Below are 22765 nucleotides of genomic sequence, written 5' to 3' on the forward strand. Positions count from 1 at the left end.
CGGGTGTCGGCCGTCAACCGGCGAGCGCCATCCTTTTGTGGGAGGCATATCCCATGGTCGCGGACTGTCCCGTTTCGTCGAGACAGAAACGGGACAGCAGGTGATTGAGGCGCACCGCCTCGTCGCCCAGCTCTCGGCAGGCGGCGCTGGTTTGCTCGACCATCGCCGCGTTCTGTTGCGTGACACTGTCCATCGTGTTGATGGCGGCATTGACTTCCAGGAGCGCGGTGGTTTGTTCGGAGGAAGAACGCACGATCCCCTCGATCAGCGCCGTGACCTTGAGAATCTGCTGATCGATATTGCTGAGCGCTTCGCCTGTGCGGTTGACAAGGCCGACGCCTGCTGAAACCTGGCTGGAAGAGGTCTCGATCAACTGTTTGATTTCTTTCGCCAGATTGGCGGAGCGACCGGCAAGGTCGCGCACTTCCTGTGCAACGACGGCAAAGCCCTTTCCGGCATCACCTGCGCGGGCGGCCTCCACTCCGGCATTCAGTGCGAGGAGGTTGGTCTGGAAGGCGATTTCGTCGATGACGTTGATGATCTGGCCGATCTGTGCGGATGATGTCTCGATCTTCTCCATCGCGGCCACCGCCTCGTGCACGACGGTCGCCGAGTAGCTTGCGCTTTCCTTGGTCGCCGTCATCATCGCGTTCGCTTCGTTGGCCCGTTCCGATGAATTCTTGACGGTGACCGTGATCTGGTCGAGCGCCGAGGCTGCTTGCTCCAGTGAGGCGGCCTGATGTTCCGTTCGCCGGGCCAGATCATCCGTGCTCGACGCGATTTCGCTCGAGCCAGTCCCTACCGTATTCGTGACGGCTGAGATTTCTTTCATTGCGCCGGAAAGCGTACGGATGCTCGAGTTGAACTCCTCGCGCAGCTTTTCATAGGTCGCTTCGAAGGGCTCGCTGAGTTGGACAGAGAGGTCGCCGCCCGAAAGGCGCTCCAGACCGCGGCTCAGACTGGTGATGACGCGCTCGCGGGCAGCTTCCTCGTCTGCCTTGGTGGCGGCGAGCGCCGCATCGCGCTGTGTCTGGACCTGGCGTTCGGCATCCTGGCGCTCACGGATATTGTTCCGTTCCTCGGCGGCTTCGCGGAACACGGAGACGGCGCGCGCCATCTCGCCGATTTCGTCGGCGCGGCGGCTGAAGGGCACTTCCTTCGAATAATCGCCGGCGGCAAGGATCGCCATATAGTCGCGCATTGCTGAGAGCGGCACGACAGCGCGTCGACGGAAGACGTAAAGGCCGCCGAGCAACAGGAAAAACGAGACAGCTGCTGCCGCGAGCGTGATGGTGGAGAGGATGCGGGTCTGTTCGGCGGCATCCTTTTCGGCAGCAGCCAGGAAGGCGTTCGCCATATCCACGAGCTTGTTGACGGCCTCTTCATGAATATGGAAATTCGTTGAAAGCTTCTCGAAAGCCGCCGGGATGACGGCGGCGTCGTTCTTGAGAATGGCTGGGGCGAGTTCTTCTGCCATCACCTTCCAGAACACGTCGCCTTTGACGAGGACATCGTTCAGGAGTTTTTCCTTGAGGTCGGCGCTGAGCGCTGTTTCCGACCAATATTTGCGGCGATCCTTATAGGCGGGCTTCAGGACAGTCTGGATGCGCTCGATATTCTTCCGCGCGACTTCAGGACGCTGCACCGCCTCAAGTGCGAGCATGTAGGATTCAACAATATAGAGAGGTGGCGGCAGGATATCGGCAACGAGATCCTTTCCGTAGACGATCTGCTGATACATCTCGCCGTTCACCCGCAGCTTGTTGAAGGCGTAATTCTGAATGCCGATCGACGTGATCAATCCTGCGGTGACGACGGCCGCGAAGATGGCAAGGCTGCGAGCAATATTGAGTTTCATCCGGCGCCCCGTAAATTCTAACAGCGAACAGGTGTTGTTTATTGAAATGGCTTGGAGTTTGGAGGGAGTTTAGAATCTCTATAAACAGGCGGAATTGAACCGCATAAGGAAGTGCATCATGCAATACTACTTACCGGAGGACAGGCAGTATTTCCTCATCGAGGATTAATTGTAATATTAATTGGTTACTGATCGATAAATTTGCAACCACATTGAATGTGGTGACTTGTTTTCAAAACCTGAAGTTTCGAAACACTGGAGCAGGGGCAGCGGAAGGATGCCGTGACGCGCCTCTTCAAAAGCCTGACATATTCGCGCGATAGGTCCGTGACGTGCCGTGTGTCGTCGGTGTGGCATTGTAATTTGCGTGCCTTCGATTAAACAGGCTTCGAACGATTTATCCACCCTCGAGCAGGAAGAGCCGATGACCGCAATTACCGACATTATCGCCCGCGAGATTCTCGACAGCCGTGGCAACCCGACCGTCGAAGTCGATGTCTATCTCGAAGATGGCAGCATGGGCCGCGCGGCGGTGCCGTCGGGCGCTTCGACCGGTGCTCACGAAGCCGTCGAAGTGCGTGATGGCGGCAAGCGCTATCTCGGCAAGGGTGTTGAAAAGGCCGTCGAAGCCGCCAATACGGAAATCTTCGACGCGATCGGTGGCATCGACGCCGAAAACCAGATCCAGATTGACAACATCATGATCGAGCTGGACGGCACACCGAACAAGTCGCGTCTCGGTGCCAACGCCATCCTCGGCGTGTCGCTCGCCGTTGCCAAGGCGGCTGCTCAGGCTTCCGGCCTGCCGCTTTACCGCTATGTCGGCGGTGCGAGCGCCCATCTTCTGCCGGTTCCGATGATGAACATCATCAACGGTGGTGCGCATGCCGACAATCCGATCGACTTCCAGGAATTCATGATCCTTCCGATCGGCGCCGATTCCATCCGCGAGGCCGTCCGCATGGGCTCGGAAGTCTTCCACGTCCTTAAGAAGGAATTGTCGGCTCAGGGTCACAACACCAACGTCGGCGACGAAGGTGGCTTCGCGCCGGGCTTGAAGAGCGCGCCTGAAGCCCTCGACTTCATCATGAGGTCCATCGAGAAAGCCGGCTACAAGCCGGGCGACGACATCAGCCTCGGCCTCGACTGCGCCTCGACGGAATTTTTCAAGGACGGCAAGTACGTCCTCGAAGGCGAAGGTCGCACGCTGGAATCGGGTGCCATGGCCGAATATCTTGCACAGCTCGCGGCCCAGTACCCTATCATCTCGATCGAAGACGGCATGGCCGAAGATGATTGGGACGGCTGGAAGGCTCTGACGGATCTGGCAGGAAAGAAGGTTCAGCTGGTCGGCGACGATCTCTTCGTCACCAACTCGGCCCGTCTTCGCGACGGTATCCGCATGGGTGTTGCCAACTCGATCCTCGTCAAGGTCAACCAGATCGGCTCGCTGACGGAAACCCTCGACGCCGTCAACACTGCCCACAAGGCTGCCTACACTGCGGTCATGTCGCACCGCTCGGGCGAAACCGAAGATTCGACGATTGCCGATCTGGCCGTTGCCACCAACTGCGGTCAGATCAAGACCGGTTCGCTATCGCGTTCGGATCGTCTTGCCAAGTACAACCAGCTGATCCGCATCGAAGAAGGCCTCGGCCCGCAGGCCCGCTACGCCGGCCGTTCGATCATCCGCGGCTAATCGCATCTGATTTCAACGACTTCGAACCCGCGTCCCAAAGGCGCGGGTCTTTTCTTGCTTAATTTTTCATAGTCAACGGACAGTTAATCTCTGCCCGGTAGTCTTGGACGCATCGAGGTAATGCGTTCGAGCGTGCGTTTATGTGGACAAAGCATCACAAAAAGAAAAAGATCGGTCGTTTCGTCGTTCCGGCGATGACGGTCGCGTTTCTCTCCTACTTCGGCTATCATTGCATCCACGGTGATTACGGTCTGCGGGCAACCGAGGGGTTCGAGCGCCAGCGGATAGCGCGTGAAAGGGAGTTGGCGGTTCTGAAGGGCAAGCGCGAGCATCTCGAAAAGCAGGTCGCGCTGCTGAGCGACGGTTCGATGGACAAGGATATGCTGGACGAGAAAGCGCGTCTTCAGCTGAATGTTTCTCGTGCCGACGAGATCGTCATATTCAATCACTATTCCAATTAACCGAAATTCAGTTAACTGAAATAAAGTCTTGTTTATCAGTAGTTTACTCATGAATACGAGCCATGCATTTATGGCATTGCTGCGGCGAAATTTCTTCCCTATGGTACGCGCCACCAAAGAACCGACAAACCCGTAGGGAGGGGTGAATGGCGCCGCGAAAAACCGCGACCGTTTCCAGCCGTAAAACTAGCGCAAAGCCGGCAAACAAGGCATCCAATGGTGGTCCTGTTGCTGATTTTACGCGCGATGAGGAGCTCAAGGCCTATCGCGAGATGCTGTTGATCCGCCGCTTCGAGGAGAAGGCCGGACAGCTTTACGGCATGGGCTTCATTGGTGGTTTCTGTCACCTTTACATTGGCCAGGAAGCTGTGGTCGTCGGCATGCAGATGGCGCAGAAGGAAGGCGATCAGGTTATCACCGCCTATCGCGATCACGGCCATATGCTGGCAACCGGCATGAGCGCGCGTGGCGTCATGGCCGAGCTGACCGGGCGCCGTAGCGGTTATTCGCGCGGCAAGGGCGGCTCGATGCACATGTTCTCCAAGGAGAAGCATTTCTACGGGGGGCATGGCATCGTCGGTGCCCAGGTTTCGCTCGGAACGGGCCTTGCCTTCGCCAACCGCTATCGCGGCAATGACAGTGTCTCCGTCGCCTACTTCGGTGATGGTGCCGCCAATCAGGGCCAGGTCTACGAGAGCTTCAATATGGCCGCTCTGTGGAAGCTGCCGATCATCTACATCGTCGAGAACAACCGCTATGCCATGGGAACCTCGACCGCGCGTGCTACCGCGCAGTCGAACTACTCCCTCCGTGGCTCCGGTTTCGGCATTCCCGGCATCCAGGTCGATGGCATGGATGTCCGCGCGGTCAAGGCTGCAGCTGACGAAGCCCTCGAGCATTGCCGCTCCGGCAAAGGCCCGATCATCCTCGAAATGTTGACCTACCGCTATCGCGGCCACTCTATGTCGGACCCGGCGAAGTACCGCACCAAGGAAGAAGTGCAGAAGATGCGCTCCGAGCAGGATCCGATCGAACAGGTGCGTGCGCGTCTGCTCGAAAAGGGCTGGGCCTCGGAAGACGATCTGAAGGCGATCGACAAGGACGTGCGCGATGTCGTTGCTGATAGCGCCGACTTCGCCCAGTCCGATCCGGAGCCGGATGCATCCGAGCTCTACACTGACATTCTGCTCTAATCGGGGAGGGACGACCCATGCCAATCGATATTCTCATGCCCGCCCTCTCTCCGACGATGGAAGAAGGCACGCTTTCCAAGTGGCTCAAGCAGGAAGGCGACACCGTCAAATCAGGTGACGTCATTGCCGAGATCGAAACCGACAAGGCGACGATGGAAGTCGAAGCCGTTGATGAAGGCGTCATAGGTAAGCTGCTGGTGCCGGCCGGTACCGAAAATGTGAAGGTTAACGCCAAGATCGCGGTCCTGCTGCAGGACGGCGAATTGGCCTCCGACATCTCCGCCGCACCCGCCGCGCAGCCCGCCCCGGCTGCCGCCGCCCTGCAGGCGGAAGAAAAGCCGGCGCCCGCTGCTCCGGTTCCAGCAGAGCCGAAGGCTGCCGTGCCGAATGATCCCGAAATTCCGGCAGGCACCGAAATGGTCTCCATGACCGTCCGCGAAGCGCTTCGCGATGCCATGGCCGAAGAAATGCGCGCTGACGACAGCGTCTTCGTCATGGGCGAAGAGGTTGCCGAATACCAGGGCGCCTACAAGGTCACCCAGGGTCTTCTGCAGGAATTCGGCGCGCGGCGCGTTATCGATACGCCGATCACCGAGCACGGCTTTGCCGGCGTCGGCGTTGGTGCTGCGATGGCCGGCCTGAAGCCGATCGTCGAGTTCATGACCTTCAACTTCGCTATGCAGGCGATCGACCAGATCATCAACTCCGCTGCCAAGACACTCTATATGTCGGGCGGCCAGATGGGCGCTCCGATCGTCTTCCGCGGCCCGAACGGTGCAGCTGCCCGCGTCGGCGCCCAGCACAGTCAGGATTACGCGTCCTGGTACAGCCAGATCCCGGGCCTCAAGGTCGTCATGCCCTATACGGCATCCGACGCCAAGGGCCTGCTGAAGGCTGCGATCCGCGATCCGAACCCGGTCGTCTTCCTTGAAAACGAAATTCTCTACGGTCAGCACTTCGATGTGCCGAAGATGGACAATTTCGTTCTGCCGATCGGCAAGGCCCGCATCCATCGTCCCGGCAAGGACGTGACGATCGTCTCCTTCGGTATCGGCATGACCTATGCGGTCAAGGCTGTCGCGGAACTCGAAAAGATCGGCATCGACGCAGAACTGATCGATCTGCGCACGCTGCGCCCGATGGACCTTCCGACGGTCATCGAATCGGTCAAGAAAACAGGCCGCTTGGTCACCGTTGAGGAAGGCTATCCGCAGAACTGCGTCGGCACGGAAATCGCCACCCGCGTCATGCAGCAGGCCTTCGATTACCTCGATGCGCCAATCCTGACGATTGCCGGTAAGGACGTCCCGATGCCTTACGCTGCCAACCTCGAGAAGCTTGCGCTTCCGAACGTCGGTGAAGTCGTCGATGCCGTGAAGGCTGTTTGCTACAAATAACAAGGGGAGGGTACTCGATGCCTATCAACATCACTATGCCCGCCCTCTCTCCAACCATGGAAGAAGGCAATTTGGCCAAGTGGCTCGTCAAGGAAGGTGACACCGTCAAGTCTGGCGATGTCATTGCCGAGATCGAGACCGACAAGGCGACAATGGAAGTCGAAGCCGTTGACGAAGGCACTGTTGCCAAGATCGTCGTCCCGGCCGGTACCGAAGGCGTCAAGGTCAATGCGTTGATCGCGGTTCTTGCCGGCGAAGGCGAAGACGTTGCTGCTGCTGCCAGCGATGCAGGCTCTGCTGCTCCGGCTCCCAAGGCTGAAACCGCTGCCGAAGCCCCGAAGGCTGAAGCCGCAAATGCTCCCGCCGCACAAGCGCCGGCTGCTGCACCCGCAGCCGCTCCGGCAAGCGGGAACCGGACCTTCTCCTCGCCGCTCGCGCGTCGTCTGGCGAAGGAAGTCGGTATCGATCTGTCCGCCATTTCCGGCTCCGGCCCGCACGGTCGTGTCGTCAAGAGCGACGTCGAAGCTTTTGTCACAGGTGGTGGCGCCAAGGCGGCTCCGGCTGCCGCAGCCGCACCGCAGGCTGCCGCACCGGCGCCGGCCGCCGCACCGAAGGGCGCGTCCGACGAAACCGTTCTCAAGCTCTTCGAGCCGGGCTCCTACGAGCTCGTGCCGCATGACGGCATGCGCAAGGTCATCGCCAAGCGCCTCGTCGAATCCAAGCAGACCGTGCCGCATTTCTACGTCACCGTCGATTGCGAACTCGATGCGCTGCTGGCGCTGCGCGCCCAGCTCAACGACGCGGCTCCCCGCAAGGATGGCGGCGCTGCCTACAAGCTCTCCGTCAACGACATGGTCATCAAGGCCATGGCACTGGCGCTGCGCGATGTTCCGGATGCCAACGTCTCCTGGACCGAAGCCAACATGGTCAAGCACAAGCACGCCGATGTCGGCGTTGCTGTCTCGATCCCGGGCGGCCTGATCACCCCGATCATCCGCAAGGCCGAGGAAAAGACCCTTTCGGTCATCTCCAACGAGATGCGTGACCTCGGCAAGCGCGCCAAGGATCGCAAGCTGAAGCCTGAAGAATATCAGGGCGGTACGACGTCGGTCTCGAACATGGGCATGATGGGCGTGAAGAATTTCGCGGCCGTTATCAACCCGCCGCATGCAACGATCCTAGCGGTCGGCGCAGGCGAGCAGCGTGTGATCGTACGTAAGGGCGAAATGGTCATAGCGACCGTGATGAGCGTCACGCTCTCGACCGACCATCGCTGTGTCGACGGCGCGCTCGGTGCGGAGCTGCTGCAGGCGTTCAAGGGCTACATCGAGAATCCGATGGGCATGCTCGTTTGAGACCGGAGCGGAGGCGGAAATGACGAAGACCGTTCTTTGCTATGGTGACTCGCTGACCTGGGGCTATGACGCCGATACCATCGGACGTCATGCCTACAAGGATCGTTGGCCAAGCACGCTTCAGGCGGCACTCGGCAACGAGGTCCGGGTCATCGCTGAAGGATTGAACGGGCGGACCACCGCCTTCGACGATCATCTCGCTGACTGCGACCGGAATGGCGCACGCATCCTGCCGACGATCCTGCAGAGCCATGCGCCGCTTGATCTCGTCATTTTGCTGCTCGGCACCAACGACATGAAGCCTGTCGTGGCAGGGTCGGCCTTTGCCGCCTGCCAGGGCATCGCCCGGCTGGTGCGGTTGATCCGCAATCATGCGTGGCCCTTCGAATTCGATGGACCTGACATTCTGATCGTCGCGCCGCCGAAGGTCCGTGAGACAGCGAACGTGCCGTTTGCGGCGTCGTTCGTTGGCGGCATCGAGGAGTCGGCGAAGCTTCCCACCCTCTATCGCGATCTCGCGGACGAGCTCGGCTGCGGCTTCTTCGACGGCAATTCTGTAGCGAAGACGACCCCGGTCGATGGCATTCACCTCGATGCGGAGAATACCCGCGCTCTCGGGCGCGGCATGGAATCGACTGTGCGGATGATGCTGGGGCTTTGAGCATGGGATCCTTCGTTTCGCTTCGTTCCGCCACGCGGGAGGATGCGACGGAGTTGGCTTTACTCACGGATATCGCCTCGCATGGTTTCGCCTCCTGGCTCTGGCTGGCGGAGCTTGGAAACGGCGGCGGTGATACGCCGATGGAGCGTGGACGGCAGAAGCTGCGCGGCGACCAGGGGCACGGCAACTGGAGCGATGCCGTTATTGCCGAAGCCTACGGCGAGATCGCGGGAGCTGCGATCGGCTATGGTCTGGGTGAAGGCATACGGAATATCCAGGCGGATCGCCCGGCGCTGAGGCCGGTCATCGATCTGCAGAAAATGGTGGTGGGAAGCTGGTTTATCGGAACGCTCGGTGTCTACAGCCATCTGCGTGGCATCGGGATCGGTCGACGGCTTCTGAAGGATCAGACGGCTTCTGAAGGATCAGATTGAACGGGCGCAAAACGCGCCTGTCAGCCTGATTACCGCAGGTTACAACGAAGCGGCCCTGTCGCTTTACAAAAGGAATGGATTTTCGGAGGCGGCGCGCGCGGATGCCGTGGCCTTCTTCGAAAACGGCAGGAAACACGAGTGGGTGCTTCTCACCCGCGACGCCCGATAGTAAAGGCAGGAAAACATGGCTGAGAATTACGACGTCATCATTATCGGCTCCGGACCCGGGGGCTATGTCGCCGCTGTGCGGGCCAGCCAGTTGGGCCTCAAGACCGCGATCGTGGAACGCGAGCATCTGGGCGGCATCTGCCTGAACTGGGGCTGCATCCCCACCAAGGCTCTGCTTCGCTCGGCTGAAATTCTCGACCACTCCAACCACCTGAAGGACTATGGTCTCGTGCTGGAAGGCAAGGTCAGCGCCGACGTGAAGGCGGTCGTTGCCCGCTCGCGCGGCGTCTCCGCGCGCCTGAACGGCGGTGTCGGCTTCCTGATGAAGAAGAACAAGGTCGATGTGATCTGGGGCGAAGCCAAGATTACCAAGGCTTCGACTGGAGCTCAGCCGGGCGAAGTCGTCGTCGGCAAGTCGTCCAAGCCGGTGGTCGAGCCGCAGCACCCGGTGCCGAAGGGCGTCAAGGGCGAGGGCACCTACACCGCCAAGCACATCATCGTTGCGACCGGCGCCCGTCCGCGCGCTCTGCCGGGTATCGAGCCTGATGGCAAGCTGATCTGGACCTATTTCGAAGCGCTGAAGCCGGATGTGCTGCCGAAATCGCTGATCGTTATGGGCTCGGGCGCCATCGGCATCGAATTCGCAAGCTTCTACCGCTCCATGGGCGTCGACGTCACTGTTGTCGAAGTCATGCCGACCATCATGCCGGTCGAGGATGCGGAAGTTACTGCGATCGCTCGCAAGCAATTGGAAAAGCGCGGGCTGAAAATCTTCACGAGCGCCAAGGTCGCCAAGGTCGAAAAGTCCGCCAACAGCATCACGGCTCATGTCGAGACATCGGATGGTAAGATCCAGCAGATCACCGCTGATCGGATGATCTCGGCTGTCGGCGTGCAAGGCAACATCGAAAACCTTGGGCTGGAGGCTGTGGGCGTCAAGACGGACCGCGGTTGCATCGTCATCGACGGCTACGGCAAGACCAACGTATCAGGCATTTACGCGATTGGTGACGTCGCCGGCCCGCCGATGCTCGCTCACAAGGCCGAGCACGAAGGCGTCGTCTGCGTCGAGAAGATTGCCGGTCTTCCGAACGTGCATCCGACGGACAAGGGCAAGGTCCCGGGCTGCACCTACTGCAACCCGCAGGTCGCCTCCGTCGGCCTGACCGAGGCGAAGGCCAAGGAGCTGGGCCGCGACATCCGCGTCGGCCGCTTCTCCTTTGCGGCGAACGGCAAGGCGATCGCGCTTGGCGAAGACCAAGGCCTCTGCAAGGTGATTTTTGATAAGAAGACCGGCGAACTGCTTGGCGCACACATGGTTGGCGCTGAAGTCACCGAGCTAATCCAGGGCTTCGTCGTCGCGATGAACCTCGAGACAACCGAGGAAGAACTGATGCATACGATCTTCCCGCATCCAACTGTTTCCGAAACCATGAAGGAAGCGGTTCTTGATGCCTACGGTCGGGTGCTGAACGCTTGATAATTTCCCTCGCTGCACTCCATCCCCGCGTGGGTTAGAGCCATCCCAGGGTGGAAAAAACGAAAGGAAATCATCATGTCTATGGGTACGCAGGCACTACTCATCTTTCTCTTGATCGGCCTAGTGGCGGGGTTCCTCGCAAGCCTAGTCGTCGGTGGAGGCGGATTGATACGGTGCCTGCTGAGCGGCATCATCGGTGCGTTCGTCGGAGGCTTTCTCTTCAACGCGCTTGGAATATCGCTCGGTATCGACAATGCGTTGGTGGTGCAGATCATTCACGCAACGGTTGGAGCCATCATTGTGGTTCTGATTGCAAGGGCAATAGCATAGCGCGTCCCGAAGAACGCGAAGCGGTTTTCGGATAAGATGCGGTTGAACATGGGACTATAACGGGCGAGGGCAGGATGGAAGGCGTAGGCTGGATCGCGGCGATCATCATCGGCGGTTTTGCGGGTTGGCTCGCAGGCAAGCTGATGGAGGCGCGCTACGGGATATTGCTCAACATCGTGCTCGGCATCGTCGGCTCAGTCGTCACTACCGCGATTCTGGCGCAATTTCATATGGAGGTGGCCGGCGGCAGGCTCGGCTATTTCGTCACGGGTTTTCTTGGTGCCTGCTTGCTGATATTCGTGGCGCGGCTCGTCCGCCGATAAATAGGGCTTTTGCCGCATAGAGCGGCGGAGATTTGAACTGCCATGGTAACCATTCTCGACACGATCAATCCTGCCGCCAAGCGCTTGCGGCATCCGGAAAAGGCGCATCGGCCCGATCAGGAAGTCATGCGCAAGCCAGATTGGATCCGCGTCAAGGCGCCGACCTCGAAGGGCTACGCGGAGACACGCTCGATCGTGAAGGAGCACAAGCTCGTCACTGTCTGCGAAGAAGCCGGCTGCCCCAACATCGGCGAGTGCTGGGACAAGAAGCACGCGACGTTCATGATCATGGGCGAGATCTGTACCCGCGCCTGCGCCTTCTGCAACGTCGCGACAGGCAAGCCGAATGCGCTCGACATGGCTGAGCCGGAGAATGTCGCCAAGGCGGTGAAGGAGATGGGGCTTTCCCACGTCGTCATCACCTCCGTCGACCGCGATGATCTGGAGGATGGTGGCGCTGAGCACTTCGAGAAGGTGATCTGGGCGATCCGTGCGGCGTCGCCGACGACGACCATCGAGATCCTGACGCCTGACTTCCTGAAGAAGCCGGGTGCCCTAGAACGCGTCGTCGCTGCCAAGCCCGACGTATTCAACCACAACATGGAAACGGTCGCCGGCAATTACCTGACCGTTCGTCCTGGTGCTCGCTACTTCCACTCCATCCGTCTGCTGCAGCGCGTGAAGGAACTCGACCCCACCATGTTCACGAAATCGGGCATCATGGTCGGCCTCGGCGAAGAACGAAACGAAGTGCTGCAGCTGATGGACGACCTGCGGACCGCAGACGTCGACTTCCTGACGATCGGCCAGTACCTGCAGCCAACCCGCAAGCACCATGCGGTCATGAGCTTCGTCACCCCGGACGAATTCAAGTCCTATGAGACGGTCGCCTACACCAAGGGCTTCCTGATGGTGGCTTCGAGCCCGCTGACGCGCTCGTCACACCATGCCGGCGACGATTTTGCCCGCCTGAAGGCCGCACGCGAGAAGAAGCTGCTGATCGCAGCGGAATAATCAACGAGCGCTTGCATTTTTTTAAAGCCGCGGCGATCTTCCCGCGGCTTTCTGTTTGCAGTCAAGCGAGGCAATGAAAATGCCGGCTTATTTCGACGATATGCGCAATGCGCTCGGACTGCTGCGGCAGTCCGAGCGCATTATGGTCATCGGCTGCTCTGGCGGCGGCAAGAGCACCTTGTCGCGAAAACTCAGCGGCAGGCTCAATCTTCCTTATTTCTCGATGGATAGAGAGTTCTTCTGGTTGCCGGGCTGGGTCAAGCGCTCCAAGGACGAAGAGCGCCGTTTGATCACCAACGTTGTCGGCAGCGAACGTTGGCTCATGGACGGAACTGGCCCATCGACCTTCGATATTCGCGTCCCGCGCACGCAACTGGTCATCTGGGTACGCATGCCGCGCTGGCTTTGCCTGTGGGGCATCTGCAAACGCGCGTTCTTTCATTTCGGCCGGACACGGCCCGACATGGCACCCGGATGCCTGGAGCGAGTGCCGGACCGGGAGTTCCTGACTTACATCTGGACGTTCGAGAAGCGGTTCACGCCGCTGGTGATTGCTGCACTCGACAAGCATGGCCCGAATGTCCCGGTTTTCCAGCTGAAAAGCCGGCGGGAGGTGAACCACCTTCTTGATCTTCTTGGCGCTCCTACTTAACTGCCGATCATGCCTCAGTTCGAAACGCACCACTCCGTCCCGCATTCCGCCGATCAGATGTTCGACCTCGTCGCTGATGTCGAGCACTACCCACAATTCCTGCCGCTCTGCGAGGCCCTCAGCATTCGCAGCCGCAAGGAGCGTGATGGCAAGGTTTTGCTGATCGCTGATATGACGGTCGGTTACAAGGCGATCCGCGAAACCTTCACGACACAGGTGCTGTTGAACCGGGCCGAACGCCTCATCGAGGTCAAGTATATCGATGGGCCGTTTCGCTATCTCGACAATCGCTGGCGCTTCGAAGAAACGGCGACGGGCAGCAACATCCACTTCTTCATCGACTATGAGTTCAAGAGCCGCATCCTGGGGGCAGTCATGGGTTCGATGTTCGATCGCGCCTTCCGCATGTTCTCGGAAGCCTTCGAAACGCGGGCGACAAAGATTTACGGCTGAGCCAATTCCAGGATCATGCCGAGCGCGGTCCTGACCGTCTCGATGCGCACCTGGTCGCGGCCGATATCGCCATAGAGCATCTTCCGATGAATAAGCCCGCCTTTGCGTGATTTGGCGGCCAGGTGGACGAGGCCGACCGGTTTCTCCGCTGACCCGCCGCCGGGGCCGGCGATGCCCGTCACGGCAACAGCGACAGCAGCGCGGGAGCGGAAGAGGGCGCCATGCACCATCTGCCGTGCGGTCTCCTCCGAGACTGCGCCGAAGCGGGTCAGCGTTTCCTCCTGCACGCCAAGCATCTCTATCTTGGCGGCATTTGTATAGGTGACGAAGCCTCTGTCCACGACTGAAGAAGACCCTGAGATCTCCGTCAGTGCGCCGGCAATCAACCCGCCGGTGCAAGATTCTGCCGTCGAGACCATCAGCCCCGCGGCAGTGAAGTCTCGAATGATGGATTCGGCTTGCGCAACGATGTCAGTCGGGAAGATGCTCATCTCATCTTTCCCTGTAGACGACCGTTGCTGTAGCTATCGCGGCGATGCCCTCGCGACGACCAACAAAGCCGATCTTTTCGTTCGTCGTCGCCTTCACCGAGCAGCGGTCAATGGTGATGCCGAGAAATTCGGACAGCTTGGCGCGCATCTCCTCGCGATGCGGCCCGACTTTCGGCGCTTCGGCGATCAGCGACACGTCGGCGTTCATGATCGTGCCGCCGCGCTCGCGCACGATCTTTGCCGCATGTTCGATGAAGATGCGTGAAGGCGCACCCTTCCATTGCGGATCCGATGGCGGAAAATGGTCGCCGATGTCGCCGGCGCCACAGGTCGCAAGCAATGCATCCGTCAGGGCGTGCAGCGCGACGTCTGCATCAGAGTGGCCCTTGAGCTTCTGGTCATGGGGAATAAAGACGCCGCAGAGCGTTACGCCGTCGCCGGGCTCGAGCTGGTGAACATCGTAACCGTTACCCGTACGCACATCGGGGAGCGTTTGTCCTGAAAGTCTGCTGTTTGCCATTGCAATGTCCTGTTTGACCGTCAGTTTCACATTGTCCGCCTGCCCCTCAACGATCCGTACCCGTAGACCGGCCCATTCGGCAATGGCCGCGTCATCGGTAAAGTCCGTCAGGTTTGCGGCGGCTGCTTTCTGGTGGGCAGTCAAGATCGGTTCGAAGGCAAACGATTGCGGCGTTTGCGCTGCATAAAGCTGTGCGCGGGAAACTGTATCGAGAACCGTTCCGTCGAGGTCGGCTCGCTTCAGCGTATCGGCTACAGGCATAGCCGGGACAATTGCTGGCACGCCTTCCGAGAGGACGGCAGCGATTCGATCGAGAAGGGTGTGGTCGAAGAAGGGGCGTACGGCGTCGTGGATCAGAACATGCGAGAGGTTCTTGCCGCGCAAATGGCGCAGCCCCGCTAGAACGGATTGCTGGCGCGTCGAGCCGCCGTGGACCGCATCGATCGGCGTGCCCGACTGGACCTGACTGCTGGCATTGGCAAACAGGGCCTCGTCGTCGGGGTGAATGACCACGACGATGTGGCGAGCAAGCTCCCAACTGGCGAACTTCTGCAATGTATGAGTGATCACCGGCTTGCCGCCAATCGCCCGATATTGCTTGGGACCTTCCTCAGATGCGCCTGCGCGTTCGCCACGCCCGGCCGCCACGACGACAATACCTATTGCTGGTTGCTTTTGATGCATTTGCGGCATAAATCCTCAAAACGCGATATTGCACCGGTGCTTAGCGGCTTGGCGCATCGAATTCCAGCATTTGCCCGAAAAATGTCAATTCGCGCACTGCCCTCTTGGCAAGCCATTTAAACCTGTCTAAAAATAGTGCACGCATTATGCGTGCCTGAAAGATAATCAATTGTTGGACTTTGACCTCGCATCACCTTTGCGGATCGGACCTGTGGAAGTCAGGAACCGTGTCGTCCTGGCGCCCATGTCCGGCGTGACGGATATGCCGTTCCGTCAACTGGCGTGGCGCCATGGCGCCGGGCTTGTGGTGACCGAAATGGTTGCGAGCCGTGAACTCGTCAACAGTACTGCCGAATCATGGGTGCGCCTTGAGAGTGCAGGTTTTGAGCCGCACATGGTGCAACTCGCTGGCCGCGAAGCGCACTGGATGGCTGAGGCTGCGAAGATCGCGGCCGACCATGGCGCTGATATTATCGACATCAACATGGGATGTCCGGCCAAGAAGGTGATCGGCGGTTATTCCGGCTCCGCCTTGATGCGCGATCCCGATCACGCCCTCAGCCTCATTGAGGCGACAGTCAAGGCGGTGTCCATTCCCGTGACCCTGAAGATGCGGCTCGGTTGGGATGAGAACTCGATCAACGCGCCGGAGATTGCGTGTCGCGCGGAGGACGCAGGCGTCCAGCTGATTTCGATCCACGGCCGCACGCGCATGCAGTTTTACGAAGGCCGGGCCGACTGGGATGCAATCCGCGCGGTGCGCGATGCGATCACCGTTCCTCTGGTTGCGAACGGCGACGTCGAAACCGTCGAAGACGCTTATGAGATTCTGCGTCGCTCGGGAGCCGATGCCGTCATGATCGGCAGGGGCTGTCAGGGCAGGCCGTGGCAAGCCGGTGTATTGGCTGGCCGCACGGCGCCGGAAATGTGGGAGATCCCCGACATTGCCACCGAGCACTATAGAATGATGCTCGAATTTTACGGCGAGGCAGTCGCGGTTCGCCATGCAAGGAAGCACCTTGGTTGGTATCTCGATCGCTTTGCGCCTGATATCGCGCCGCAGGAGAAGGCTGCGATCATGACCGCGCGGGAGCCCGACGACGTTGCTGCAAGGTTTTATGGTGCATTGATGGCTGCGGCATCGGACACGCTGACCCGGGAGGCTGCATGACGAATGATGTGCCATCGTCGATCGACAACGGCGGTAGCGCAGTTGCGATCGCTGTGCTCAACGCGATCCAGAATCCCGTTGTTATGGTCAACGAGGCCGGGCTCGTCGCTTTCGCCAATTGGGAGGCGGAGGCCTTCTTTGGTGCCAGCGCCGCCCACCTTGCTCGGTACAAGATCTCGACCTTTATCCCGTTCGGCAGTCCGCTACTGGCCTTGATCGATCAGGTTCGCGAAAGGCGGGCGCCGATCAACGAGTATCGAGTCGACTTGAGCTCGCCTCGCCTCGGACAGGACAAGCTCGTCGACTTATACGTTGCGCCTGTGGTCAGCGATCCGGGTTCGGTCGTGATCGTCTTCCAGGAGCGGTCGATGGCGGACAAGATTGATCGCCAGTTGACGCATCGTGCGGCCGCCCGCTCGGTCACCGGGCTTGCTTCCATGCTGGCGCATGAGATCAAGAATCCGCTTTCCGGGATTCGCGGTGCAGCACAGCTGCTGGAGCAATCGGTCGTCGACGACGACCGCGCTTTGACACGGCTGATTTGCGATGAAACCGACCGCATAGTCTCGCTCGTGGATCGCATGGAGGTCTTCTCGGACGAGCGGCCGGTTGATCGGATGCCCGTCAACATCCACTCCGTTCTCGACCACGTGAAGGCTGTGGCAAAGGCGGGCTTTGCGCGGCACCTCCGCATCACCGAGAACTACGACCCGTCATTGCCGTCGGTCCACGCAAACCGCGATCAGCTTGTTCAGGTGTTCCTCAATCTCGTGAAGAATGCCGCCGAAGCGGTAGGCGATCGCCCGGATGGCGAGATCGTTTTGACGACGGCTTATCGCTCGGGCATTCGTTTGTCGGTCGCCGGTACGCGCGAAAAGATTTCGCTGCCGCTGGAGTTTTGTGTTCAGGACAACGGCCCAGGTGTGCCGGTCGACCTGCTACCGCACCTGTTTGATCCGTTCATTACGACGAAGACGAACGGTAGCGGCCTCGGGCTCGCGCTCGTCGCCAAGATCATCGGTGACCACGGCGGCATTATTGAATGCGACAGCCAGAACAACCGCACGACATTCCGCGTCTTGATGCCGGCCTCCAAGGACGCATCCATGGAAGACGCAACGGCCATAACTCCCACAGGACCCACTCGATGACAGCAACGATCCTCGTCGCGGATGATGATGCGGCAATTCGTACCGTGCTTAATCAGGCTCTGAGCCGCGCCGGCTATGACGTGCGAATTACCTCCAACGCGGCCACGCTCTGGCGTTGGGTGTCGGCAGGCGAGGGCGATCTTGTCGTAACCGATGTCGTGATGCCGGATGAAAACGCGTTTGACCTGCTACCGCGCATTAAGAAAGCGCGCCCGGATCTGCCCGTGCTTGTCATGAGCGCCCAGAACACGTTCATGACGGCGATCAAGGCTTCCGAGAAGGGCGCCTACGATTATCTGCCGAAGCCGTTCGACCTGACGGAACTAATCGGCATCATCGGTCGTGCGCTCGCCGAGCCGAAGCGCAGGCCCGCCAAGCTCGACGAGGACATGCAGGACGGAATGCCGCTTGTGGGCCGTTCAGCAGCGATGCAGGAAATCTATCGCGTCCTTGCGCGCCTGATGCAGACCGATCTGACGCTCATGATCACCGGCGAGTCGGGAACAGGCAAGGAACTCGTGGCGCGAGCGCTGCATGACTACGGCAAGCGCCGCAACGGGCCGTTCGTTGCCATTAACATGGCGGCAATACCGCGTGACCTGATCGAATCCGAGCTTTTTGGCCACGAGAAGGGCGCGTTCACGGGCGCCCAGACTCGCTCCACTGGACGTTTCGAGCAGGCCGAAGGCGGCACGCTGTTTCTTGATGAAATCGGCGACATGCCGATGGACGCTCAGACGCGCCTTCTGCGCGTACTGCAGCAGGGCGAATACACCACAGTCGGCGGTCGCACGCCGATCCGCACCGATGTTCGCATCGTCGCCGCGACCAACAAGGATTTGAAGCAGGCAATCAACCAGGGTCTCTTCCGCGAGGACCTTTACTATCGTCTGAATGTCGTTCCGCTGCGGCTGCCTCCTCTGCGCGATCGCGCCGAGGATATTCCTGATCTGGTGCGCCACTTCGTCCAGCAGGCGGAAAAGGAAGGGCTCGGCTCCAAGCGCTTCGATCAGGAAGCACTCGATCTGATGAAGGCCTACGCCTGGCCGGGGAATGTGCGCGAGCTAGAGAACCTCATTCGCCGGCTGATGGCACTTTATCCACAGGATGTGATCACCCGCGAAATCATCGAAGCCGAGCTTCGGTCGGATGTTCCGGACAGCCCGATCGACAAAGGGCCGATCCGCACGGGCAACATGACGATTGCCCAGGCTGTCGAGGAAAACATGCGCGCATACTTCGCTGGTTTCGGCGAAGGCCTGCCGCCGCCGGGGCTGTACGATCGTGTGCTGACGGAAATGGAGTATCCGCTGATTCTTGCCGCCCTTACGGCCACGCGTGGTAATCAGATAAAAGCAGCTGATCTTTTGGGTCTGAACCGCAATACGCTGCGTAAGAAGATCAGAGAGCTTGGCGTATCGGTGTACAGAAGCTCCCGCACTGCTTGACAATGTGACTGGCGACGTTGCATTTTCGCCACAATGCGTTGCTTAGAAGTCACGCATGGGGGGCCGGGTTTTCGCAGCTGTCTAAGAGCGTAGTGGCACTTGTTGTCGCATCGTGCAGGCGGGCTGGCGGTTTCCGGCCCTGTCGGCGGGGAGCGGCGGAGGCGATGGTCTGCCGCCAGGAGAATTAAGCGAATGGAACAGGATGCGATGCCGCCTGCGGCGGAAGGCGAAGCTGTCACGGCCGTGACCGATCGCCGCGCCCTGTTTGCGCTGCCGGGGCTGATCCTTGCTGGTGGTGCGCTTCTCTGCGCCACATTGACGCTTTTTGTGCTACTTGGGCTGACCCCGATCGCACCGACCTACCACGTCGTTGTCACCTCGGTTGTCGTGAACTCGTTCTTCGTGCTCGGTTTGATGGCCCTCATCGCACGTGAGGTCTCTCGCCTGCTAAAGGCTCGCAAACGCGGGCGCGCGGCGGCGCGGCTTCATATCCGTATCGTTGTGCTTTTCTCGATCGTCGCTATCACGCCGGCGATCCTAGTCGCCATTTTCGCCAGTATCACGCTGAACGCCGGCCTCGACCGATGGTTTGCCCTTCGTACGCAGTCGATCATCAGTTCCTCCCGCAACATCGGGCAGGCCTACATGATGGAGAATGCGAGCTATCTGCAGGGCCAGACCGTATCGATGGCGAATGACCTCGAACGCAACAGAGCGCTGTTCAATCTCGATCGCACGGGTTTTTCCGATTTGATGACACGACAGGCGCGAGGCCGCGGGCTGCTGGGCGCCTTTCTCGTCCAGCCTGACGGCTCGGTGATTACCCAGGCTGATATCAAGACCGAGAAGCCGTTGCCGGCAATTCCTCAGGACGCCTTGGACAAGGCCGCTGCCGGGCAGCCCACCTTGATCCCGCCGGGTGTAACGAATTTGGTCGGTGCCATCATCAAGCTCGATGCGATCGACGGAGCGTTCCTCTACACGGTCCGCGCGGTGGATCCTAAGGTCATGGGCGCGATGCGCCTCATGGAGGAGAATGCGACCGAATACAAATCCATGGAGGCTGGGCGCTTCTCGTTGCAGATTGCCTTCGCGGTTCTTTACATCGGCTTTGCCCTGATCGTTCTGCTGGCTGCCATCTGGACGGCGATCGCCGTTGCCGACCGTATCGTGCGCCCAATCCGCCTGCTGATTACGGCGGCGGATAGTGTGGCTTCGGGCAATATGGATATTGTCGTGCCCGTCCATGCGGTTGACGGCGACGTTGCAAACCTGTCGCGCACCTTCAACAAGATGATCTCGGAAATCCGCACGCAACGTGACGAGATCCTGGAAGCAAAGGACGAGGTGGACGACCGTCGTCGTTTCATCGAAGCCGTTCTTTCCGGCGTGACTGCCGCGGTCATCGGTGTCGAGCACGACCGCAGGATCACCATCGTCAACAGTTCGGCGGAAGTACTGATGGCATTGCAAGCGTCGGACATGGTCGGCAAACAACTCTCCGCGATTGCGCCCGAGGTGGATCAGGTTTTGACCGAAGCTGCCTCCCGCTATCGCGGCGATTTCCGCAAGCAGATTGCGCTTATGCGCGCAGGGACCGTACGGACCCTCAGCGTCCAGGTGACGCGTGAGGAGGTTCGCGACATGAGCGAATCCTATGTCATCACGCTCGACGACATCACCGATCTCGTGATTGCACAGCGCTCGACGGCATGGGGCGACGTCGCTCGTCGTATCGCTCACGAAATCAAAAATCCGCTGACGCCGATCCAGCTGTCGGCGGAGCGCATCCAGCGCCGCTATGGGAAACAGATCGACCAGAACGACCGGGGTGTTTTCGACCAGTGCACGGAGACCATCATCCGACAGGTGGGCGATATCGGCCGCATGGTCGACGAGTTCTCGTCATTCGCTCGGATGCCAAAGCCGATCAAGGAGCCGAGCGATCTCCGGAAGATCCTGCACGACGCGGTGTTCCTGCGCGAGATGGGCAACAGCCACGTTAACTTCCAGCAGGAACTGGGCGATCAGCCGCTGGAAGGACAATTTGATAGTCGCATGCTCGGTCAGGCATTCGGCAATCTGATCAAGAACGCGGTGGAAGCGATCGAAGCCGTGCCGAGCGGTGAGCGCGACCAACGCAAGATCCTGGTTCGTGCTTCGCTCGATCCGGTACGCGACCGCTTTACTGTCGATGTGATCGACAACGGTCGCGGCCTGCCGGTCGAAAACCGCCATAGCATTCTCGAACCGTATACGACGATGCGGGAGAAGGGCACTGGACTTGGTCTGGCGATCGTCAAGAAAATTATTGAGGAACATGGCGGGCAGCTCGAATTGCATGACGCGCCCGCTGATTTCGACCAGGGAAGAGGGGCCATGATCCGCGTGCACCTGCCACGTCTGGAAACCGTACCTTCTGCCCCGGCCGCAAGTGACAAGGAAAGTGTTTATGGCCTCTGATATTCTGGTCGTCGATGACGAGCACGACATCCGCGAGATCGTCTCCGGTATCCTGTCTGATGAGGGACATGAGACCCGCACGGCACACGACAGCGACAGCGCTTTGGCTGCGATCTCCGATCGTGCGCCGCGGTTGATCTTCCTCGACATCTGGATGCAGGGGAGCAAGCTCGACGGCCTATCGCTGCTCGACGAGGTCAAGACGCGCCACCCGGATATCCCCGTTGTCATGATTTCCGGTCACGGCAACATCGAGACGGCTGTGTCCGCCATCAAACGCGGTGCATTCGATTTCATCGAGAAGCCGTTCAAGGCCGACCGGCTGATCCTCATCGCCGAACGCGCGCTCGAGAATTCGAAGCTGAAGCGCGAAGTATCGGAACTCAAGCGCAAGGCTGGCGATCCGGTCGAACTCATCGGCACGTCGGTCGCGGTCTCGCAACTGCGCCAGACGATTGAAAAGGTTTCGCCCACCAACAGCCGTATCATGATCTTCGGCTCGTCGGGTTCCGGCAAGGAGCTCGTCGCCCGGATGATCCACAAAAAGTCGGCGCGGGCGAACGGCCCCTTCGTGGCGCTGAATGCCGCCAATATCACGCCAGACCGTATGGAGATCGCGCTATTCGGTACAGAAGGTTCGCCCGGCCAGGCGCGCAAGATTGGCGCGCTGGAAGAGGCGCACCGAGGCATCCTCTATCTCGACGAAGTCGGGGAAATGCCGCGCGAGACGCAGAACAAGATCCTGCGTGTTCTTGTCGATCAGCAGTTCGAGCGCGTTGGCGGCTCCAAGCGGGTGAAGGTCGACGTCCGCATTATCTCGTCGACGGCCTACAATCTCGAGAATCGCATCGCCGAGGGTTGGTTCCGCGAAGATCTCTACCATCGTCTAGCCGTGGTACCGGTGCGCGTGCCGGCGCTTGCGGAACGCCGCGAAGACATCCCGTTTCTGGTCGATCAACTGATGCGGCAGATCTCCGAGCAGGCCGGCATCCGGCCACGCCGCATCGGCGACGATGCGATGGCAGTGCTCCAGGCGCATGATTGGCCGGGCAACATCCGCCAGTTGCGCAACAATATCGAACGGCTAATGATCCTTGCTCGCTCCGATGGCCCGGACGCGCCGATCACGGCCGAAATGCTGCCGACTGATCTCGGCGACATGCTGCCGAAGGTTTCCGCGAAGAACGATTACCACATCATGACGCTGCCGCTCCGGGAGGCGCGCGAAATGTTCGAGAAGGACTATCTGATTGCGCAGATCAATCGCTTTGGCGGCAATATCTCGCGCACAGCGGAGTTCGTCGGCATGGAGCGTTCAGCGCTGCACCGCAAGCTGAAGTCGCTCGGCGTCTGATACAA

Annotated in this window: 20 protein-coding genes and 1 pseudogene; 18 read left to right on the forward strand and 3 right to left on the reverse strand. The window is 59.8% G+C overall.

The annotated features are described in order from the left end of the window. Positions 1-13 precede the first annotated feature (13 nt). A complete protein-coding gene (locus FHT71_RS05080; protein WP_132590940.1) occupies positions 14-1858 on the reverse strand; it encodes a HAMP domain-containing methyl-accepting chemotaxis protein in 1845 nt (614 codons plus the stop codon). Positions 1859-2282: 424 nt separating this feature from the next. On the opposite strand from FHT71_RS05080, the gene eno reads away from it, so the two are divergent. The 13 genes and pseudogenes from eno to FHT71_RS05145 all read left to right on the forward strand — a co-directional run bounded on the left by eno (position 2283) and on the right by FHT71_RS05145 (position 13478). Beyond that, positions 2283-3557, forward strand: coding sequence for a phosphopyruvate hydratase (gene eno / locus FHT71_RS05085; protein WP_132590942.1), 1275 nt, complete (start codon positions 2283-2285; stop codon positions 3555-3557). Between the two features lie 140 nt (positions 3558-3697). Continuing rightward, the gene (locus FHT71_RS05090) at positions 3698-4018 is read left to right on the forward strand and encodes a septum formation initiator family protein (protein WP_007532419.1); all 321 of its coding nucleotides are present in this window, start codon (positions 3698-3700) and stop codon (positions 4016-4018) included. A 146-nt stretch (positions 4019-4164) separates the two neighbouring features. Next, positions 4165-5211, forward strand: a complete 1047-nt coding sequence (gene pdhA, locus FHT71_RS05095; RefSeq protein ID WP_018858807.1) for a pyruvate dehydrogenase (acetyl-transferring) E1 component subunit alpha — start codon at positions 4165-4167, stop codon at positions 5209-5211. A 17-nt stretch (positions 5212-5228) separates the two neighbouring features. Beyond that, positions 5229-6608, forward strand: coding sequence for a pyruvate dehydrogenase complex E1 component subunit beta (locus tag FHT71_RS05100; protein ID WP_132590946.1), 1380 nt, complete (start codon positions 5229-5231; stop codon positions 6606-6608). Positions 6609-6625: 17 nt separating this feature from the next. Then, positions 6626-7963, forward strand: coding sequence for a pyruvate dehydrogenase complex dihydrolipoamide acetyltransferase (locus tag FHT71_RS05105; RefSeq protein WP_183719122.1), 1338 nt, complete (start codon positions 6626-6628; stop codon positions 7961-7963). Between the two features lie 19 nt (positions 7964-7982). After that, a complete protein-coding gene (locus FHT71_RS05110) occupies positions 7983-8624 on the forward strand; it encodes an SGNH/GDSL hydrolase family protein (protein WP_007790418.1) in 642 nt (213 codons plus the stop codon). Positions 8625-8626: 2 nt separating this feature from the next. Then, positions 8627-9227: pseudogene (locus tag FHT71_RS05115) on the forward strand (GNAT family N-acetyltransferase). A 15-nt stretch (positions 9228-9242) separates the two neighbouring features. Next, on the forward strand, positions 9243-10706 hold the full coding sequence (gene lpdA, locus FHT71_RS05120; RefSeq protein WP_007790424.1) for a dihydrolipoyl dehydrogenase: 1464 nt from the start codon (positions 9243-9245) through the stop codon (positions 10704-10706). Between the two features lie 75 nt (positions 10707-10781). Further along, positions 10782-11036, forward strand: a complete 255-nt coding sequence (locus tag FHT71_RS05125; RefSeq protein ID WP_007790427.1) for a GlsB/YeaQ/YmgE family stress response membrane protein — start codon at positions 10782-10784, stop codon at positions 11034-11036. A 74-nt stretch (positions 11037-11110) separates the two neighbouring features. Continuing rightward, positions 11111-11359: a GlsB/YeaQ/YmgE family stress response membrane protein gene (locus FHT71_RS05130; protein WP_132590950.1), complete on the forward strand. Its 249-nt coding sequence runs from the start codon at positions 11111-11113 to the stop codon at positions 11357-11359. A 42-nt stretch (positions 11360-11401) separates the two neighbouring features. Then, positions 11402-12373, forward strand: coding sequence for a lipoyl synthase (lipA, locus tag FHT71_RS05135; RefSeq protein ID WP_132590952.1), 972 nt, complete (start codon positions 11402-11404; stop codon positions 12371-12373). A gap of 79 nt (positions 12374-12452) precedes the next feature. Next, positions 12453-13025 (forward strand): AAA family ATPase, encoded by a 573-nt coding sequence (locus FHT71_RS05140; RefSeq protein ID WP_132590954.1) that lies wholly within the window; start codon positions 12453-12455, stop codon positions 13023-13025. A 9-nt stretch (positions 13026-13034) separates the two neighbouring features. Further along, a complete protein-coding gene (locus FHT71_RS05145; RefSeq protein WP_007790436.1) occupies positions 13035-13478 on the forward strand; it encodes a type II toxin-antitoxin system RatA family toxin in 444 nt (147 codons plus the stop codon). On the opposite strand, the gene FHT71_RS05150 is transcribed toward FHT71_RS05145, so the two are convergent. Together FHT71_RS05150 and FHT71_RS05155 are read right to left on the reverse strand one after the other, a co-directional pair. Further along, positions 13469-13969, reverse strand: coding sequence for a CinA family protein (locus tag FHT71_RS05150; protein ID WP_132590956.1), 501 nt, complete (start codon positions 13967-13969; stop codon positions 13469-13471). The two genes, FHT71_RS05145 and FHT71_RS05150, sit on opposite strands and share 10 nt — an antisense overlap. Before the next feature lies 1 nt (position 13970). Further along, positions 13971-15182 (reverse strand): bifunctional 2-C-methyl-D-erythritol 4-phosphate cytidylyltransferase/2-C-methyl-D-erythritol 2,4-cyclodiphosphate synthase, encoded by a 1212-nt coding sequence (locus tag FHT71_RS05155; RefSeq protein ID WP_132590958.1) that lies wholly within the window; start codon positions 15180-15182, stop codon positions 13971-13973. Between the two features lie 160 nt (positions 15183-15342). Between FHT71_RS05155 and dusB the strand changes: the two genes are divergently transcribed. From dusB to FHT71_RS05180, 5 genes are all read left to right on the forward strand, one after another. Further along, entirely contained in the window at positions 15343-16344 is a 1002-nt protein-coding gene (gene dusB, locus FHT71_RS05160; protein WP_281040964.1) for a tRNA dihydrouridine synthase DusB, read from the forward strand. After that, positions 16341-17495: a nitrogen regulation protein NR(II) gene (locus FHT71_RS05165; RefSeq protein WP_132590962.1), complete on the forward strand. Its 1155-nt coding sequence runs from the start codon at positions 16341-16343 to the stop codon at positions 17493-17495. The genes dusB and FHT71_RS05165 overlap by 4 nt, the downstream gene beginning before the upstream one ends. Further along, positions 17492-18943, forward strand: coding sequence for a nitrogen regulation protein NR(I) (gene ntrC, locus FHT71_RS05170; RefSeq protein WP_007793323.1), 1452 nt, complete (start codon positions 17492-17494; stop codon positions 18941-18943). The genes FHT71_RS05165 and ntrC overlap by 4 nt, the downstream gene beginning before the upstream one ends. A 192-nt stretch (positions 18944-19135) precedes the next feature. Next, positions 19136-21406 (forward strand): PAS domain-containing sensor histidine kinase, encoded by a 2271-nt coding sequence (locus tag FHT71_RS05175; protein WP_132590964.1) that lies wholly within the window; start codon positions 19136-19138, stop codon positions 21404-21406. Then, the gene (locus FHT71_RS05180; protein WP_007793327.1) at positions 21396-22760 is read left to right on the forward strand and encodes a sigma-54 dependent transcriptional regulator; all 1365 of its coding nucleotides are present in this window, start codon (positions 21396-21398) and stop codon (positions 22758-22760) included. The genes FHT71_RS05175 and FHT71_RS05180 overlap by 11 nt, the downstream gene beginning before the upstream one ends. Positions 22761-22765: the final 5 nt, after the last annotated feature.

Source organism: Rhizobium sp. BK060, assembly GCF_014193145.1.
Classification (GTDB): Bacteria; Pseudomonadota; Alphaproteobacteria; order Rhizobiales; family Rhizobiaceae; genus Rhizobium.